This window comes from Pseudoxanthomonas sp. Root630, assembly GCF_001427585.1.
Classification (GTDB): Bacteria; Pseudomonadota; Gammaproteobacteria; order Xanthomonadales; family Xanthomonadaceae; genus Pseudoxanthomonas_A.
On record NZ_LMGY01000011.1, the window covers coordinates 1 to 16,312 of the forward strand.

Here is a 16,312-nt window from a genome sequence, read left to right on the forward strand (position 1 = left end):
CGTCAGCGCCGCCGTCAGCGTCGTCTTGCCGTGGTCAACGTGACCAATCGTGCCCACGTTCACGTGCGGCTTGGTGCGTTCGAATTTACCCTTTGCCATTGTCTTCTACCTTTTTATCTGTGATTCGTGACGGGAACACCGGGAGGCACTTCAGGCCTCCCGATCCCACTCAGTTCTTCTTGATGACCGCGTCGGCGATGTTCGCCGGCGCTTCCGCGTAGTGGTCGAACTCCATCGAGAACGTGGCACGACCCTGCGACATCGAACGCAGCGTGGTGGCGTAACCGAACATTTCGCCCAGCGGCACCATCGCGGCGATGACCTTGCCCGACGGGCTGTCGTCCTGACCCTGCAGAATGCCGCGACGACGGCTCACGTCGCCCATCACGTCACCCAGATAGTCTTCCGGGGTCACGATCTCGACCTTCATCATCGGCTCGAGCAGGACCGGCTGGGCCTTGCTGAAAGCTTCCTTGAAGGCCATGGAGCCGGCGACCTTGAACGCCATTTCGTTGGAGTCGACGTCATGGAACGAGCCGTCAACCGCCTTGATGGCGACGTCGACCACCGGGAAGCCGGCGAGCGGGCCGCTCTTCAGCGCGTCCTCGATGCCCTTGCCCGCCGCAGCGACGTATTCCTTCGGCACCACGCCACCGACGATGGCGCTCTCGTACGAGAAGCCGACGCCACGCTCGACCGGCGACATTTCGATGACGATGTGGCCGTACTGGCCGCGACCGCCCGACTGGCGCACGAACTTGCCTTCCTGCTTGACCGCCTTGCGGATGGTCTCGCGGTAGGCCACCTGCGGCTTGCCGACGTTGGCTTCCACGTTGAACTCGCGCTTCATGCGGTCCACCAGGATTTCCAGGTGCAGCTCGCCCATGCCGGAGATGATCGTCTGGCCGGATTCCTCGTCCGTCTTGACGCGGAACGAAGGATCTTCCTGCGCCAGACGGCCCAGGGCCAGACCCATCTTCTCCTGGTCGGACTTGGTCTTCGGCTCCACCGCCATCGAGATGACGGGCTCCGGGAACACCATGCGCTCCAGGGTGATGATGTGGTCGAGCGAGCACAGCGTGTCGCCCGTGGTGACGTCCTTCAAGCCCACGGCTGCGGCAATGTCGCCTGCGCGCACTTCCTTGATTTCGTCACGCTGGTTGGAGTGCATCTGCAGGATGCGGCCCACGCGCTCCTTCTTCGACTTGACCGGGTTGTACACCGCGTCGCCGGAGTTCAGCACGCCCGAATAGACGCGGAAGAACGTCAGCGAACCCACGAACGGATCCGTCATGATCTTGAACGCCAGCGCCGAGAACGGCTCGTTGTCGCCCGCCTTGCGGCTGTCTTCCTTCTCGTTCTCGTCGATGCCCTGCACCGGCGGACGATCGGTCGGCGACGGCAGCAGCTGGATGACGCCGTCCAGCATGGCCTGCACGCCCTTGTTCTTGAACGCGGAGCCACAGTAGACCGGAATCACTTCCACCTTCAGGGTGCGCTCGCGCAGACCGGCGATGATCTCGGCTTCGGACAGGTCGCCCTCGTTGAGGTACTTGTCCATCAGCTCTTCGCTGGCTTCCGCGGCCGCTTCGACCATGAAGGCACGATCCGTCGCCGCCTTGTCGGCCAACTCGGCGGGGATGTCGCGGTACTCGAACTTGGTGCCCTGCGACGCGACATCCCAGTGGATGTACTTCATCTTCAGCAGGTCGATGACGCCCTCGAAGCCGTCTTCGGCGCCGACCGGCACCTGCATCGGCACCGGGTACGCACCCAGGCGCGTCTTCAGCTGGTCGACGACCTTGAAGAAGTCGGCACCGGTACGGTCCATCTTGTTGACGAACGCGAGACGCGGCACGGCGTACTTGTTCGCCTGGCGCCACACGGTCTCGGACTGCGGCTGCACGCCGCCGACGGCGCACAGCACGAACACCGCACCGTCGAGCACGCGCAGCGAACGCTCGACTTCGATGGTGAAGTCGACGTGGCCGGGGGTATCGATGATGTTGAAGCGGTGCTGGGGCAGCGACTTGTCCATGCCGGTCCAGAACGCCGTGGTGGCGGCGGACGTGATGGTGATGCCGCGCTCCTGCTCCTGCTCCATCCAGTCCATGGTCGCGGCACCGTCGTGCACTTCACCGATCTTGTGGCTGACGCCGGTGTAGAACAGGATGCGCTCGGACGTGGTGGTCTTGCCGGCGTCGATGTGCGCCATGATGCCGAAGTTGCGGTAACGCTCGATGGGAGTGGTGCGAGCCACGACAGTCTCTCTTTTCTGATGGAGGGCCGGCGGGATGCCAGGGCCTTCCGTGGAGGGCGGATCTTCAGATGGCCGAATGCCGCCTTTCGGCGGCCTTCGGGGTCGGAACGCGGAAGCGCGTCCCAGGGGCACCTAGATGGTGCCGAAGGCCCTTGCTCACAAGGGCCCGCAGGCCGTTACCAGCGGTAGTGGGCGAACGCCTTGTTCGCTTCCGCCATGCGGTGGGTTTCTTCACGCTTCTTGATGGCGCCGCCGCGGTTCTCGGAGGCATCCAGCAGTTCAGCGGCCAGCTTGCGCGGCATGGAGTTCTCGCCGCGCTTGCGGGCGGACTCGATCAGCCAGCGCATCGCCAGCGCCATGCGGCGCGACGAACGCACTTCGACCGGCACCTGGTAGGTGGCGCCACCGACACGGCGGGACTTCACCTCGACGGCCGGAGAGACGTTGTCCAGCGCCTTCTCGACCAGCTCGAGGGCGTTGGGGTTCTTCTCGCCGATGACGTCCATGGCGCCGTAGACGATCTTCTCGGCGACGGACTTCTTGCCGCTCAGCATCACCATGTTGATGAAGCGGGCAATCGTCTGGCTGCCGTGCTTGGGGTCCGGCAGGATTTCACGTTGGGGGGCAGAGCCTTTGCGCGACATGTTCGTTTATTCCTTAAGCCTTGGGACGCTTGGCGCCGTACTTGGAACGGCCCTGGCGGCGCTTGGCGACGCCCGAGGCGTCCAGCGAACCGCGCACGGTGTGGTAACGCACGCCCGGCAGGTCCTTCACGCGGCCGCCGCGCACGAGCACCACGGAGTGCTCCTGCAGGTTGTGGCCTTCACCACCGATGTAGCTGATGATTTCTTCCTGGTTGGTCAGGCGCACCTTGGCGACCTTGCGGAGGGCCGAGTTCGGCTTCTTCGGGGTCGTCGTGTAGACGCGGGTGCACACGCCGCGACGCTGCGGGCAGTTGTCCAGCGCGGGCGACTGGCTCTTGTACGTGGGGGCCTGCCGCGGCTTGCGGACCAGCTGATTGACGGTTGCCATAGTGGATTCTTCGTGTGAAGGCCGGAGCCTTGTTTGACATGAAAACGAAGGCAGGCCGCAATACGGCCCACCTAGACGGAAAAGTATAGCCGGCAACCCGCCCGACCGTCAACGCGACGGGGGTGGATGCCTGCCAACTGACTGCGATCCCGCCCTTCCTGGGCCGAAAACGAGGCGCATCCTGCGCCTCTTTTCGTGGTCTGGGGCGGCCCGGAGGCCGCCGGATGGTGCGTTTTAGCTGGCGCTGGACTCCTCGCCCGCTTCGTCGGCCGCCACGGCGGCGGCCGGGGCCGCCGGCTCGGTGATGCCACCCGACAGGGCGTCCACCTCAGCCTCGGTCAGGCCGGAAGCGTTGCGGCGGCGCTGGTTGTGGTACGCCAGACCGGTACCGGCCGGGATCAGACGGCCGACGATGACGTTCTCCTTCAGGCCACGCAGGCTGTCGCGGGTGCCGCGGACGGCCGCTTCGGTCAGCACGCGGGTGGTCTCCTGGAAGGAGGCCGCGGAGATGAACGACTCGGTCGCCAGCGAGGCCTTGGTGATGCCCAGCAGCACCGGGTCGTACTTCGCCAGGAGCTCGTTGCGCGCCGCCAGCTTGGCGTTCTCTTCGATGAAGCGCTGCTTCTCGATCTGCTCGCCCGCCAGGAACTTGCTGTTGCCCGCGTCGGTGATTTCCACCTTGCGCAGCATCTGGCGGGTGATCACCTCGATGTGCTTGTCGTTGATCTTCACGCCCTGCAGGCGGTAGACGTCCTGGATTTCCTTGACCAGGTAGGCCGCCAGCGGCTCGACGCCCAGCAGGCGCAGGATGTCCTGCGGGCTCGGCTCGCCGTCCACGATGGTTTCGCCCTTGGCCACGTGCTCGCCTTCGAACACGATGATCTGGCGGAACTTCGGGATCAGCTCTTCGTGCTCGGAACCATCGGTGTCCTTGATGATCAGGCGCTGCTTGCCCTTGGTGTCCTTGCCGAAGCTGATGACGCCGGAGCGCTCGGCCAGGATGGCCGGGTCCTTCGGCTTGCGGGCTTCGAACAGGTCGGCCACGCGGGGCAGACCACCGGTGATGTCGCGGGTCTTGGAGGCTTCCTGCGGCACCTTGGTGACCACGTCACCCACGCCGACGGGCGCGCCGTCCTGCAGGTTGACGATCGAGCGCGGCGGCAGCAGGTACTGCGCCGGCAGGTCGGTACCGGGGATGCTGAGGTCCTTGCCGTCCTTGTCCACGATGCGGACGATCGGACGCAGGTCCTTGCCCTGCGAGCCGCGACGCTTCGGATCGGTGATCTCGCGCGACGCCAGGCCGGTCAGGTCGTCGGTCTTCTCGATGACGGTGACGCCATCGACGAAGTCGACGAAACGCACGAAACCGGCCACTTCCGACACGATCGGGTGATTATGCGGATCCCAGTTGGCCACGGCCTGGCCGGCCGTGATCTGGTCGCCGTCCTTGACGTTGATGGTGGCGCCGTAGGGCAGCTTGTAACGCTCGCGCTCGCGACCATGGCCATCGAGCACGGACAGTTCGCCCGAGCGCGACACCGCGACCAGGCTGCCGTTCGCGTGTTCGACGAACTTGAGGTTGTTGAACTTGATCGAACCGGTCGTCTTGACGGTGATGTTGTCGACCGCCGCTGCACGCGACGCCGCACCACCGATGTGGAACGTACGCATGGTCAGCTGGGTACCGGGCTCGCCGATCGACTGCGCGGCGATGACGCCGACCGCTTCACCGATGTTGACGATGTGGCCGCGGGCCAGGTCACGGCCGTAGCAGTGCGCGCAGACGCCGAAGTTCGATTCGCAGGTGATGGTGGAACGCACCTTCAATGCCTGCACGCCCGCATCTTCCAGCTTCTGCACCCAGGCTTCGTCGAGCAGCGTGTTGCGGGTGACGATCGGATCCTCGTCGTTGCCCGGCAGGAACACGTCCTCGGCCACGATGCGGCCCAGCACGCGGTCGCGCAGCGGCTCGACCACGTCGCCGCCTTCCACGATCGGGGTCATGGTCAGGCCTTCGACGGTGCCGCAATCGACTTCGGTGATCACCACGTCCTGCGCCACGTCGACCAGGCGACGGGTCAGGTAACCGGAGTTCGCGGTCTTCAGCGCGGTATCGGCCAGACCCTTACGGGCACCGTGCGTGGAGTTGAAGTACTCCTGCACGTTCAGGCCTTCGCGGAAGTTCGCCTTGATGGGCGTCTCGATGATCGAACCATCGGGACGGGCCATCAGGCCGCGCATGCCGGCCAGCTGGCGGATCTGCGCCTGGCTACCACGGGCGCCGGAGTCGGCCATGATGTACAGCGAGTTCATCGACTTCTCGTTGATGGTCTCGCCCTTGGCGTTCTTCACCTTGTCGGTACCGATGGTGTCCATCATCGCCTTGGCGATGCGCTCGTTGGTGCGCGACCAGATGTCGACCACCTTGTTGTAGCGCTCGCCGGCGGTGACCAGACCGCTCTGGTACTGCTCCTGGATCTCCAGCACTTCCTGCTCGGCTTCGCCCAGGATGCCCTTCTTCTCGGCCGGGATCAGCATGTCGTCGATGCCGATCGAGACGCCGGCGCGCGTGGCGTACGCGAAGCCGGTGTACATCAGCTTGTCGGCGAACACGACCGTGTCCTTCAGGCCCAGCATGCGGTAGCTGGAGTTGATCAGGCGGCTGATGGCCTTCTTGTTCAACTCGGTGTTGGCCAGCGCGAACGGCAGGCCTTCCGGCAGGATCTCGGCCAGCAGCGCACGGCCGATCGTGGTGTCCACGATGCTGGTCTGCTTGCTGCGGTTGCCGTCCTCGTCGATCACGGTGCCGCTGATACGGACCTTGACCTTCGCGTGCAGCTCAACGGCGCGGTTGTCGTAGGCGCGCTTGACTTCGGCGATGTTGGCGAACGCCATGCCCTCGCCCTTCTTGTTCTCCAGCGCGCGGGTCATGTAGTACAGGCCCAGCACGACGTCCTGCGACGGCACGATGATGGGCTCGCCGTTGGCCGGCGACAGGATGTTGTTGGAGGACATCATCAGCGCGCGCGCTTCCAGCTGGGCTTCCAGCGAGAGCGGCACGTGGACGGCCATCTGGTCACCGTCGAAGTCGGCGTTGAACGCGGTGCAGACCAGCGGGTGCAGCTGGATGGCCTTGCCTTCGATCAGCACCGGCTCGAACGCCTGGATGCCCAGGCGGTGCAGCGTCGGCGCGCGGTTCAACAGGACCGGATGCTCGCGGATGACCTCTTCCAGGATGTCCCAGACTTCCGCTTCTTCACGCTCGACCAGCTTCTTGGCGGCCTTGATGGTGGTAGCCAGGCCGCGGCGCTGCAGCTTGGCGAACACGAACGGCTTGAACAGCTCCAGCGCCATCTTCTTCGGCAGGCCGCACTCGTGCAGGCGCAGGGTCGGGCCGACCACGATGACCGAACGGCCGGAGTAGTCCACGCGCTTGCCGAGCAGGTTCTGGCGGAAGCGGCCCTGCTTGCCCTTGATCATGTCGGCCAGCGACTTGAGCGGGCGCTTGTTGGTGCCGGTGATGGCGCGACCGCGACGGCCGTTGTCCATCAGGGCGTCAACCGACTCCTGCAGCATGCGCTTTTCGTTGCGCACGATGATGTCCGGAGCGTTGAGCTCCAGCAGGCGGCGCAGGCGGTTGTTGCGGTTGATGACGCGGCGGTACAGGTCGTTCAGGTCGGAGGTCGCGAAGCGGCCGCCGTCCAGCGGCACCAGCGGACGCAGGTCCGGCGGCAGCACCGGCAGCACGGTCATGACCATCCATTCCGGACGGTTGCCCGACTCCAGGAACGCTTCCATCAGCTTGATGCGCTTGGTGAGGCGCTTCAGCTTGGTCTCGGAACCGGTGCTGGCGATTTCCTCGCGCAGGTTCACCATCTCGGCCTGCAGGTCGATCGTGCGCAGCAGGTCGTACACGGCTTCGGCGCCCATGGCGGCGTCGAAATCATCGCCGTGCTCCTGGCGCGCCTGCATGAACTGTTCTTCGGTCAGCAGCTGGCGGCGCTCGAGCGAGGTCAGGCCCGGCTCGGTGACGACGTAGGCTTCGAAGTACAGCACGCGCTCGATATCGCGCAGGGTCATGTCCAGCATCAGGCCGATGCGCGACGGCAGCGACTTCAGGAACCAGATGTGCGCGACCGGGCTGGCCAGGTCGATGTGGCCCATGCGCTCGCGGCGCACCTTGGCCAGCGTCACTTCCGTGCCGCACTTCTCGCAGACGACGCCGCGGTGCTTCATGCGCTTGTACTTGCCGCACAGGCACTCGTAGTCCTTGATCGGGCCGAAGATGGCCGAGCAGAACAGGCCGTCGCGCTCGGGCTTGAACGTGCGGTAGTTGATGGTTTCCGGCTTCTTCACTTCGCCGAAGGACCACGAGCGGATCAGGTCCGGCGAGGCCAGCGCGATCTTGATCGCGTCGAAGTCCAGCGTCTGGCGCTGCTGGTTGAAGAGGTTGAGCAGGTCTTTCATTTTGTTTCTCCGTCAGGAGGAATCTTTGTCGAGGGCGGGTTGACCGTGTTCGGAAGGCGCGGGAGCGGCAGGCCGCTCCCGCGGCGTTGCGATCAGTCTTCCAGTTCCATGTTGATGGCGAGCGAGCGGATTTCCTTCACGAGCACGTTGAAGGATTCCGGCATGCCCGCGACCATCTCGTGGGCACCATCGACGATGTTCTTGTACATCTGGTTGCGGCCCTGCACGTCGTCCGACTTGACCGTCAGCATTTCCTGCAGGGTGTGCGCCGCGCCGTAGGCTTCCAGCGCCCAGACTTCCATTTCACCGAAGCGCTGGCCACCGAACTGCGCCTTGCCGCCCAGCGGCTGCTGGGTGACGAGCGAGTACGGACCGGTGGAACGCGCGTGCATCTTGTCGTCCACCAGGTGGTTCAGCTTCAGCATGTGCATGTAGCCGACCGTGGTGTGGCGGTCGAACGCCTCGCCGGTGCGGCCGTCGAACAGCTGGGTCTGGCCGCTGATCGGCAGGTCCGCGAGTTCGAGCATGTGCTTGATCTCGGTTTCCGCCGCGCCGTCGAACACCGGGGTGGCCATCGGCACGCCGTCGGTGAGGTTCTTGGCCAGCGCGATCAGTTCGGCATCGCTGAACTGGTCCAGGTCCACGCGGTCCTCGCCCAGCTTCTGGTCGTGGTTGTAGATCTGGGTCAGGAACTTGCGCAGGTCGGCCACCTTGGCCTGGGCTTCCAGCATGTCCTGGATCTTCTTGCCCAGCCCCTTCGCGGCCCAGCCGAGGTGCACTTCCAGCACCTGACCGATGTTCATACGCGACGGCACGCCCAGCGGGTTCAGCACGATGTCCACGGTTTCGCCGGTGGCCATGTAAGGCATGTCCTCGACCGGCACGATGGTCGACACGACACCCTTGTTGCCGTGGCGGCCGGCCATCTTGTCGCCCGGCTGGATGCGGCGCTTCACGGCCAGGTAGACCTTGACCATCTTCAGCACGCCCGGGGCGAGGTCGTCGCCGGCGGTGATCTTGCCGCGCTTGTCGGCGAAGCGACGCTCGAATTCCTTCTCGTGCGCCTGGATCTGCATCTGGGCGCGCTCGATGGCGTCGGACGCGTCATCGTCCTTCATGCGCAGGGTGAACCACTCCGACTTCTTCAAGCCGTCGAGGTAGGCGTCGGAGATCGCGTCGCCCTTCTTCAGCGTGCCCGGACCACCGTTGGCGACCTTGCCGACCAGCTGCGAGCGCAGGCGGGCGTAGATGGCGCCTTCCAGGATGCGGAACTGGTCGTCGAAGTCCTTCTTGACGCGCTTGATCTCGTTTTCCTCGATCTGGCGCGCACGCTTGTCCTTCTCGATACCGTCGCGGGTGAAGACCTGCACGTCGATGACGGTGCCGTCCATGCCCGGGGGCACGCGCAGCGAGCTGTCCTTCACGTCCGAAGCCTTCTCGCCGAAGATCGCGCGCAGCAGCTTCTCTTCCGGGGTCAGCTGGCTCTCGCCCTTCGGCGTCACCTTGCCGACCATGATGTCGCCGGCGCGCACTTCGGCGCCGATGTACACCACGCCGCTCTCGTCGAGGCGGTTAAGGGCCTGCTCGGAGACGTTCGGGATGTCGGCGGAGATTTCCTCCGGCCCCAGCTTGGTGTCGCGCGCGACGCAGGTCAGCTCTTCGATGTGGATCGTGGTGTAGCGATCCTCTTCCACCACGCGCTCGGAGAGCAGGATGGAGTCTTCGAAGTTGTAGCCGTTCCACGGCATGAACGCGATCAGCATGTTCTGGCCCAGCGCCAGCTCGCCGATGTCGGTCGAGGGACCGTCGGCCAGCACGTCGCCGCGCGCAACCACGTCGCCCACGTTCACCAGCGGACGCTGGTTGATGCAGGTGTTCTGGTTGGAGCGCGTGTACTTGATCAGCGAGTAGATGTCGACGCCGGCATCGGTTTCGCCGGAGATCTCGATCTCGTTGACCTTCACCACGATGCGGCCGGCGTCGATCTGCTCGACCACGCCGCCACGGCGGGCGTTCACGGTCACGCCCGAGTCGCGCGCCACGGCGCGCTCGATGCCGGTACCGACCAGCGGCTTCTGCGCACGCAGCGTCGGCACGGCCTGGCGCTGCATGTTGGCGCCCATCAGTGCGCGGTTGGCGTCGTCGTGTTCCAGGAACGGCACCAGCGCCGCGGCGACCGACACGGTCTGCATCGGCGAGACGTCCATGTAGTCCACTTCGCTCGGCGGCTTCAGCAGCGATTCGCCCTGGTAGCGGCACGGCACGAACTGTTCGGTCAGGCGGCTCTTGGCGTCATGCAGCGCGTTGGCCTGCGCGATGACGTACTCGTTTTCTTCGATCGCCGACAGGTACTCGATCTCGTCGGTGATGGTGCCGTCCACGACCTTGCGGTACGGCGTCTCGAGGAAGCCGTAGCTGTTGGTGCGTGCGTACACGGCCAGCGAGTTGATCAGGCCGATGTTCGGGCCTTCCGGCGTCTCGATGGTGCAGACGCGGCCGTAATGGGTCGGGTGCACGTCGCGCACTTCGAAGCCGGCGCGCTCGCGGGTCAGGCCGCCCGGGCCGAGGGCCGACACGCGACGCTTGTGCGTGACTTCCGACAGCGGGTTGTTCTGGTCCATGAACTGCGACAGCTGCGAGGAGCCGAAGAATTCCTTGATCGCGGCGGCCACCGGCTTGGCGTTGATCAGTTCCTGCGGGGTCAGGCCTTCGGACTCGGCCATCGACAGGCGCTCCTTCACGGCGCGCTCGACGCGGACCAGGCCCACGCGGAAGACGTTCTCGGCCATTTCGCCGACCGAACGCACGCGGCGGTTGCCCAGGTGGTCGATGTCGTCCACGGTGCCGCGGCCGTTGCGGATCTCGGTCAGGACCTTGATGACGTCCAGGATGTCCGAGGTCTCGCCCAGGCTGGCGACCAGGCGCTTGGCTTCTTCGTCATTGCGCGCGCCGAAGTACTTCTTGTCGTACAGCACGGCTTCGCCGGTGGTTTCCTTGCGGCCCACGCGACGGTTGAACTTCATGCGGCCGACGTTCGACAGGTCGTAGCGCTCGAAGGTGAAGAACAGGTTGTGGAACAGGTTCTGCGCGGCATCCTTGGTCGGCGGTTCGCCGGGACGCATCATGCGGTAGATCTCGACCAGCGCTTCGAGCTGGGTCTTGGTCGGATCGATGCGCAGCGTGTTGGACAGGTACGGGCCACGGTCCAGGTCGTTGACCCACAGCGTGCCCACGGCGTCCACGCCAGCCTTGCGGAACTTGGACAGCTGGTCGTCGGTGATCTCGTCATTGGCGGCGGCCAACAGCTCGCCGGTGTTGGCGTCGATCACGTCGTGCGACAGGATGCGGCCCACCAGGTATTCGTCCGGCACGGCCAGGGCAGCGATGCCCGACTGTTCCAGTTGCTTCACGTGGCGCGCGGTGATGCGCTTGCCGGCTTCCACGATGACCTTGTCACCGTCGGCCAGGTCGAAGTTCAACGTCTCGCCACGCAGGCGCTCGGCGACGAGCTCGAGCTGCACGCCTTCCGGCAGGATGTGGAAGGTGTTGACGTCGAAGAACTCGTTGAGCATTTCTTCGTTGTTGTAACCCAGCGCGCGCAGCAGGATCGAAACCGGCAGCTTGCGGCGACGGTCGATACGCGTGAACAGCGCGTCCTTCGGGTCGAACTCGAAGTCCAGCCAGGAGCCGCGGTAAGGGATGATGCGGGCGCTGTACAGCAGCTTGCCCGAGCTGTGCGTCTTGCCACGGTCGTGGTCGAAGAACACGCCCGGCGAACGGTGCAGCTGCGACACGATGACGCGCTCGGTGCCGTTGACGATGAAGGTACCGTTGTCGGTCATGAGCGGAATCTCGCCCAGGTAGACCTCCTGTTCCTTCACGTACTTGATCGCCTTGGTGGACGACTCGCGGTCGTAGATCACCAGGCGCACGGTCACGCGCAGCGGGGCGCCGTAGGACAGGCCACGGTTGCGGCACTCGCGCTCGTCGAACACCGGCTCGCCCAGCTTGTAGCCGACGTATTCCAGCGCGGCGTTGCCGCTGTAGCTGGCGATCGGGAAGACCGACTTCAGCGCTGCGTGCAGGCCCTTGTCATCGCGCTTGGCGGGATCGGCGTGCTCCTGCAGGAACTCGCGGTAGGAATCGACCTGGATGGCCAGCAGGAACGGGACCTCGAGGATCGACCGCTGCTTGCCGAAATCCTTGCGGATGCGCTTCTTTTCGGTGAACGAATATGTCGTCATGTGACTGTGCCTTTGGCAGCGTGGGGCGCGCGTCCGCGACCGCACGGGGGGACATTCTTTCGAACGGGTGAATTTTCAGTTGGAAGTCGCTGGTATTGCCGGCACCAGCACGCCTTCTGCCGCTACTTCCAACTACAAACTCGCATTTACATCACTGCGTCTTGAAACGACCGAAGGCCAGGGGCTTTCGCCCCCGGCCTCGGGTTGTCGCCTGAGCAATCCGGCGACAGATACGGCTTACTTGACTTCGACGCTCGCACCAGCGGCTTCGAGTTCCTTCTTGAACTTGTCGGCGTCTTCCTTCGACACGGCTTCCTTCAGGACGCCGCCGGCCTCGGTGAGGTCCTTGGCTTCCTTCAGGCCCAGGCCGGTGATGGCGCGGACGGCCTTGATCACGTCGACCTTCTTGGCGCCGGCGTCCTTCAGGACGACGGTGAATTCGGTCTGCTCTTCGACCGGGGCGGCAGCAGCGGCCGGGCCGGCAGCGGCGACGACCGGGGCGGCGGCGGAGACGCCGAACTTCTCTTCGATGGCCTTGACCAGCTCCATCACTTCCATCAGGGTCTTGCCGGCAATGGCGTCGACGATCTGTTCGTTGGAAAGGGACATTGTGTTTACCTTTGGAAATTATCTGGGATTAGGGTTCGTAGAACCGTAGAAGACGTCGAATCAGGCTTCGGCCGGGGCTTCGGCAGCGGCTTCCGCCGGTGCTTCGCCACCACCCTGCTTGTCGGCCACGGCCTTGACGGCGCGGGCGAACATCGAGGCCGGTTCGGCCAGGACGCGGGCCAGCATGGCCAGGGCCTGATCGCGGGTCGGCAGCGACGCCAGGACTTCCACATGGCTGGCCGGATACAGCTGACCACCCACGGAGACGACCTTCGGCTGAAGCTTGTCGTTACCCTTGGCGAATTCCTTGATCAGGCGACCGGCAGCGCCGGGCTCCTCGGTCGAAAACGCATACAGCAGCGGACCGACGAGCTTGTCCTGGACAACCTCGAATTCGGTACCTGCCACGGCACGCACGGCCAACGTGTTCTTGACAACTTTCAAGTACACGCCGGTCTCGCGGGCCTTCTTGCGCATCGCGGTCATCTGGGTGACCGTGATGCCTGCGTATTCGGCGGCGACCAGGGAGTGCGCCTTGGCGGCGACGTCTGCCAGTTCGGCGACTACTTCTTGCTTCTGGGACAGATTGAGAGCCATACACTCCTCACTTATTGACTCCGCTCACGGCTCCTGCCGTTCGCGGTCCTGGACGGCACCCCTCCGTGGGTACCGGGGACGCAGAGGTCCCGGCGGTGGCCTGTCTGACTGGCGACCTCGCGGTCGTGCTCCAGAAAACTTCCAGAAGGCGGCACCATCTACGCAGGCGCATCCCCCGGGGGGAATGGATTAAGCGATCCCGCTAGCCACGACGGCGATTCCCTGCCAGCACGAGCTTCCCTGCCCGTCGTCGTTGCGCGCTGACCGCACCTGCGGTCTTTGACGGCTGTCGCTCGCACCGGTCTCCCGGCCTGGGCGACTGCCCTCAAAATTTTTTCGCCGTCATTCCCGCGAAAGCGGGAACCCAGCGACTTTCTTTTCTCCAGCAACCCAGACTTCAAGTCGCTGGATCCCCGCCTGCGCGGGGATGATGAACCGACAAAGCCGCGCGCTGGGCGCGCGGGTCAGTTCGTCACTTCAGGGACAGCGAGGACTGGTCCACGGTCACGCCGGGGCCCATGGTCGAGCTGACCGAGATCTTCTGCAGGTACTGGCCCTTGGAGGTGGCCGGCTTGGCCTTCACCAGGTCGATCAGCAGCGCCTGCAGGTTCGACTTCAGCGATTCGTCGTCGAAGCTCGCCTTGCCGATCGTGCAGTGGATGATGCCGGCCTTGTCGGTGCGGTAGCGCACCTGGCCCGACTTGGCGTTCTTCACCGCCTCGGCCGGGTTCGGCGACACGGTGCCGACCTTCGGGTTCGGCATCAGGCCGCGCGGACCCAGGACCGTACCCAGCTTGCCGACCACGCGCATCGCGTCCGGCGTGGCGATGACCACGTCGTAGTTGATGTCGCCGGCGAGCATCTTCTCGGCCAGGTCGTCCATGCCGACGGCTTCGGCGCCAGCGGCGACGGCTTCGTCAGCCTTGGCGCCGGCCGGGGCGAACACCGCCACGCGGACCGACTTGCCGGTACCGGCGGGCAGCACGGTGGAACCGCGGACCTGCTGGTCGGACTTCTTGGCGTCCACGCCCAGGCGCACGGCGACGTCGACGGACTCGACGAACTTGGACTTGACCGCGGTCTTCACGATCTTCAGGGCCTCGTCAATGGCGTACGCCTTGCCGGGGGTCACGGCGGCCAGGATGGCCTTCTGTCGCTTGTTCTGTGCCATTTCTTAACCCTCTACCGTCAGGCCCATGGAGCGGGCCGAACCCGCGATCGTGCGCACCGCTGCGTCCAGGTCGGCCGCGGTCAGGTCGGGTTCCTTCGCCTTGGCGATGTCCTCGAGCTGCTTGCGGGTGACCTTGCCCACCTTCTCGGTGTTCGGGCGCTTGGAGCCGGACGTGATGCCGACGGCCTTCTTCAGCAGGATCGACGCCGGCGGCGTCTTCGTGATGAAGGTGAAGGTACGGTCGGAATAGGCCGTGATGACCACCGGAATCGGCAGGCCCGGCTCCAGCTTCTGCGTGGCGGCGTTGAACGCCTTGCAGAATTCCATGATGTTCAGGCCGCGCTGACCCAGCGCAGGACCGACCGGCGGCGAGGGGTTGGCCTGACCGGCCTTCACCTGCAGCTTGATGTAACCGACAACTTTCTTTGCCATGTGAGTACTCTCCGGGTGCTAGCGCCTGTGAAGGCTCCCCATCGGACCGGGAAAATCACGCGTCCCGGCATCGCGTATCTCGAACGCGCCAATGGCCGCCCAAAGGCGGCCACGGCTCCTGCCCGGCCAGCCGTTCAGGGAGCCGCGCAGTATAACAGGGTTTTGCCGAGCCCGCCGAGGCGGGCCCGACCGCCGGCTCAGGCCTTCTCGACCTGGCCGAATTCCAGCTCCACCGGGGTGGAGCGGCCGAAGATCAGCACCGCCACGCGCAGGCGGCTCTTCTCGTAATTGACTTCCTCGACCACGCCGTTGAAGTCGTTGAACGGGCCGTCGGTGACGCGCACCATCTCGCCCGGCTCGAACAGGACCTTCGGCTTGGGCTTCTCGACGCCTTCCTGGACGCGGTCGAGGATGGCCGCAGCCTCTTCGTCGCGGATCGGCAGGGGGCGGTCGGCGGTGCCGCCGATGAAGCCCAGCACCTTGGAGGTGTCCTTCACAAGGTGCCAGCTCTCGCTGTCCATGCGCGGGATGCCGCCTTCGTCGTGGGTCTCGATCTGCACCAGCACGTAGCCGGGGAAGAACTTGCGCTCGGAACGGCGCTTCTGGCCGGAACGCATCTCCACGACCTCTTCGGTCGGGACCAGTACGTCGCCGAACTTTTCCTGCATGCTGTCACGGACGATGCGATCGCGCAGGGCCTGGGCTACCGACTTCTCGAAGCCCGAATAAGCATGGACGACATACCAACGCTTCACTGCGACGCTCTCCTTAACGGCCAAAATTCAGGAACTTCTCGATCAACCACTGAATGGTGAAATCGAAGCCGGCCAGGATCAGGCTGAGCAGGATGACCACCACGATGACCACCCACGTCGTGCGGGTCGCCTCTTCACGGGTCGGCCACACGACCTTGCGCAGCTCGAAGCGGGACTCGGCCAGGAACTCGCGCGTATCGCGGCCCTTGGAGGTACCCAGGAACACCAGTGCACCCAGCACCAGGCCCGCGACCACGGCCAGCGAACGCAGCGGCGTGGCCCATTGGCCATTGAAGAACCACCAGGCCACCAGGCCCGCCACGACCAGCGCCAGCGCCAGCACGTACTTGGCGATATCGCCCGCGGAGGTGGCGGTCGCTTTGGATTGTTCGACCTTGCTGTTCAAGTCAGTGTCGCTCTTCTACTTTGAAGGGAGTGGCGGGAATCCCGCACTCCGCGGGGAAGGAAGTGGCACGCCAGGAGGGACTCGAACCCCCAACCTGCGGTTTTGGAGACCGCTGCTCTGCCAATTGAGCTACTGGCGTATCGGTACGACTGCAACCTTCCCTTAGACGGCGAAGGCGGACCGAGGTTCCGGCCCGCCCTTCGCGCTATCCGGCGAACCCGTCGCCGGGACCGCAGGGGCTTACTTGATGATCTTGGCCACGACGCCGGCGCCGACGGTACGGCCACCTTCGCGGATCGCGAAACGCAGGCCTTCGTCCATCGCCACCGGGTTGATCAG

The 16,312-nt window shown here is 64.9% G+C and carries 12 protein-coding genes, 1 tRNA gene and 1 pseudogene; all 14 read right to left on the reverse strand.

The features are described 5' to 3' along the window. On the reverse strand, positions 1-99 hold a 99-nt coding region (locus ASD72_RS06155), incomplete at its 3' end, for a GTP-binding protein (RefSeq protein WP_031270842.1). Positions 100-169: 70 nt separating this feature from the next. After that, positions 170-2,260 (reverse strand): elongation factor G, encoded by a 2,091-nt coding sequence (gene fusA / locus ASD72_RS06160; protein WP_056879073.1) that lies wholly within the window; start codon positions 2,258-2,260, stop codon positions 170-172. 176 nt (positions 2,261-2,436) lie between these two features. Further along, complete coding sequence (rpsG, locus tag ASD72_RS06165; RefSeq protein WP_056879074.1) at positions 2,437-2,904, reverse strand: 30S ribosomal protein S7; 468 nt, start codon at positions 2,902-2,904, stop codon at positions 2,437-2,439. A 13-nt stretch (positions 2,905-2,917) separates the two neighbouring features. Further along, positions 2,918-3,292, reverse strand: a complete 375-nt coding sequence (gene rpsL / locus ASD72_RS06170) for a 30S ribosomal protein S12 (RefSeq protein ID WP_055945224.1) — start codon at positions 3,290-3,292, stop codon at positions 2,918-2,920. A gap of 234 nt (positions 3,293-3,526) precedes the next feature. Continuing rightward, positions 3,527-7,759 (reverse strand): DNA-directed RNA polymerase subunit beta', encoded by a 4,233-nt coding sequence (gene rpoC, locus ASD72_RS06175; protein ID WP_056879075.1) that lies wholly within the window; start codon positions 7,757-7,759, stop codon positions 3,527-3,529. Between the two features lie 92 nt (positions 7,760-7,851). Next, positions 7,852-12,003, reverse strand: a complete 4,152-nt coding sequence (gene rpoB, locus ASD72_RS06180) for a DNA-directed RNA polymerase subunit beta (protein WP_056879076.1) — start codon at positions 12,001-12,003, stop codon at positions 7,852-7,854. Between the two features lie 237 nt (positions 12,004-12,240). Continuing rightward, a complete protein-coding gene (gene rplL / locus ASD72_RS06185) occupies positions 12,241-12,612 on the reverse strand; it encodes a 50S ribosomal protein L7/L12 (protein WP_056879077.1) in 372 nt (123 codons plus the stop codon). 60 nt (positions 12,613-12,672) lie between these two features. Next, positions 12,673-13,209, reverse strand: coding sequence for a 50S ribosomal protein L10 (gene rplJ, locus ASD72_RS06190; protein ID WP_056879078.1), 537 nt, complete (start codon positions 13,207-13,209; stop codon positions 12,673-12,675). Positions 13,210-13,681: 472 nt separating this feature from the next. Next, positions 13,682-14,380 carry a 50S ribosomal protein L1 gene (gene rplA, locus ASD72_RS06195; RefSeq protein ID WP_056879079.1) on the reverse strand — a complete coding sequence of 233 codons (699 nt, stop codon included), beginning with the start codon at positions 14,378-14,380 and terminating at the stop codon, positions 13,682-13,684. Between the two features lie 3 nt (positions 14,381-14,383). After that, the gene (gene rplK / locus ASD72_RS06200; protein ID WP_055945202.1) at positions 14,384-14,812 is read right to left on the reverse strand and encodes a 50S ribosomal protein L11; all 429 of its coding nucleotides are present in this window, start codon (positions 14,810-14,812) and stop codon (positions 14,384-14,386) included. Positions 14,813-15,009: 197 nt separating this feature from the next. After that, positions 15,010-15,567 carry a transcription termination/antitermination protein NusG gene (nusG, locus tag ASD72_RS06205; protein ID WP_056879080.1) on the reverse strand — a complete coding sequence of 186 codons (558 nt, stop codon included), beginning with the start codon at positions 15,565-15,567 and terminating at the stop codon, positions 15,010-15,012. 13 nt (positions 15,568-15,580) lie between these two features. Continuing rightward, positions 15,581-15,973, reverse strand: a complete 393-nt coding sequence (secE, locus tag ASD72_RS06210) for a preprotein translocase subunit SecE (RefSeq protein WP_056879081.1) — start codon at positions 15,971-15,973, stop codon at positions 15,581-15,583. Positions 15,974-16,036: 63 nt separating this feature from the next. Then, a tRNA-Trp gene (locus tag ASD72_RS06215) sits at positions 16,037-16,112 on the reverse strand. A gap of 101 nt (positions 16,113-16,213) precedes the next feature. Then, positions 16,214-16,312: pseudogene (locus ASD72_RS20460) on the reverse strand (elongation factor Tu); the annotation flags it as partial.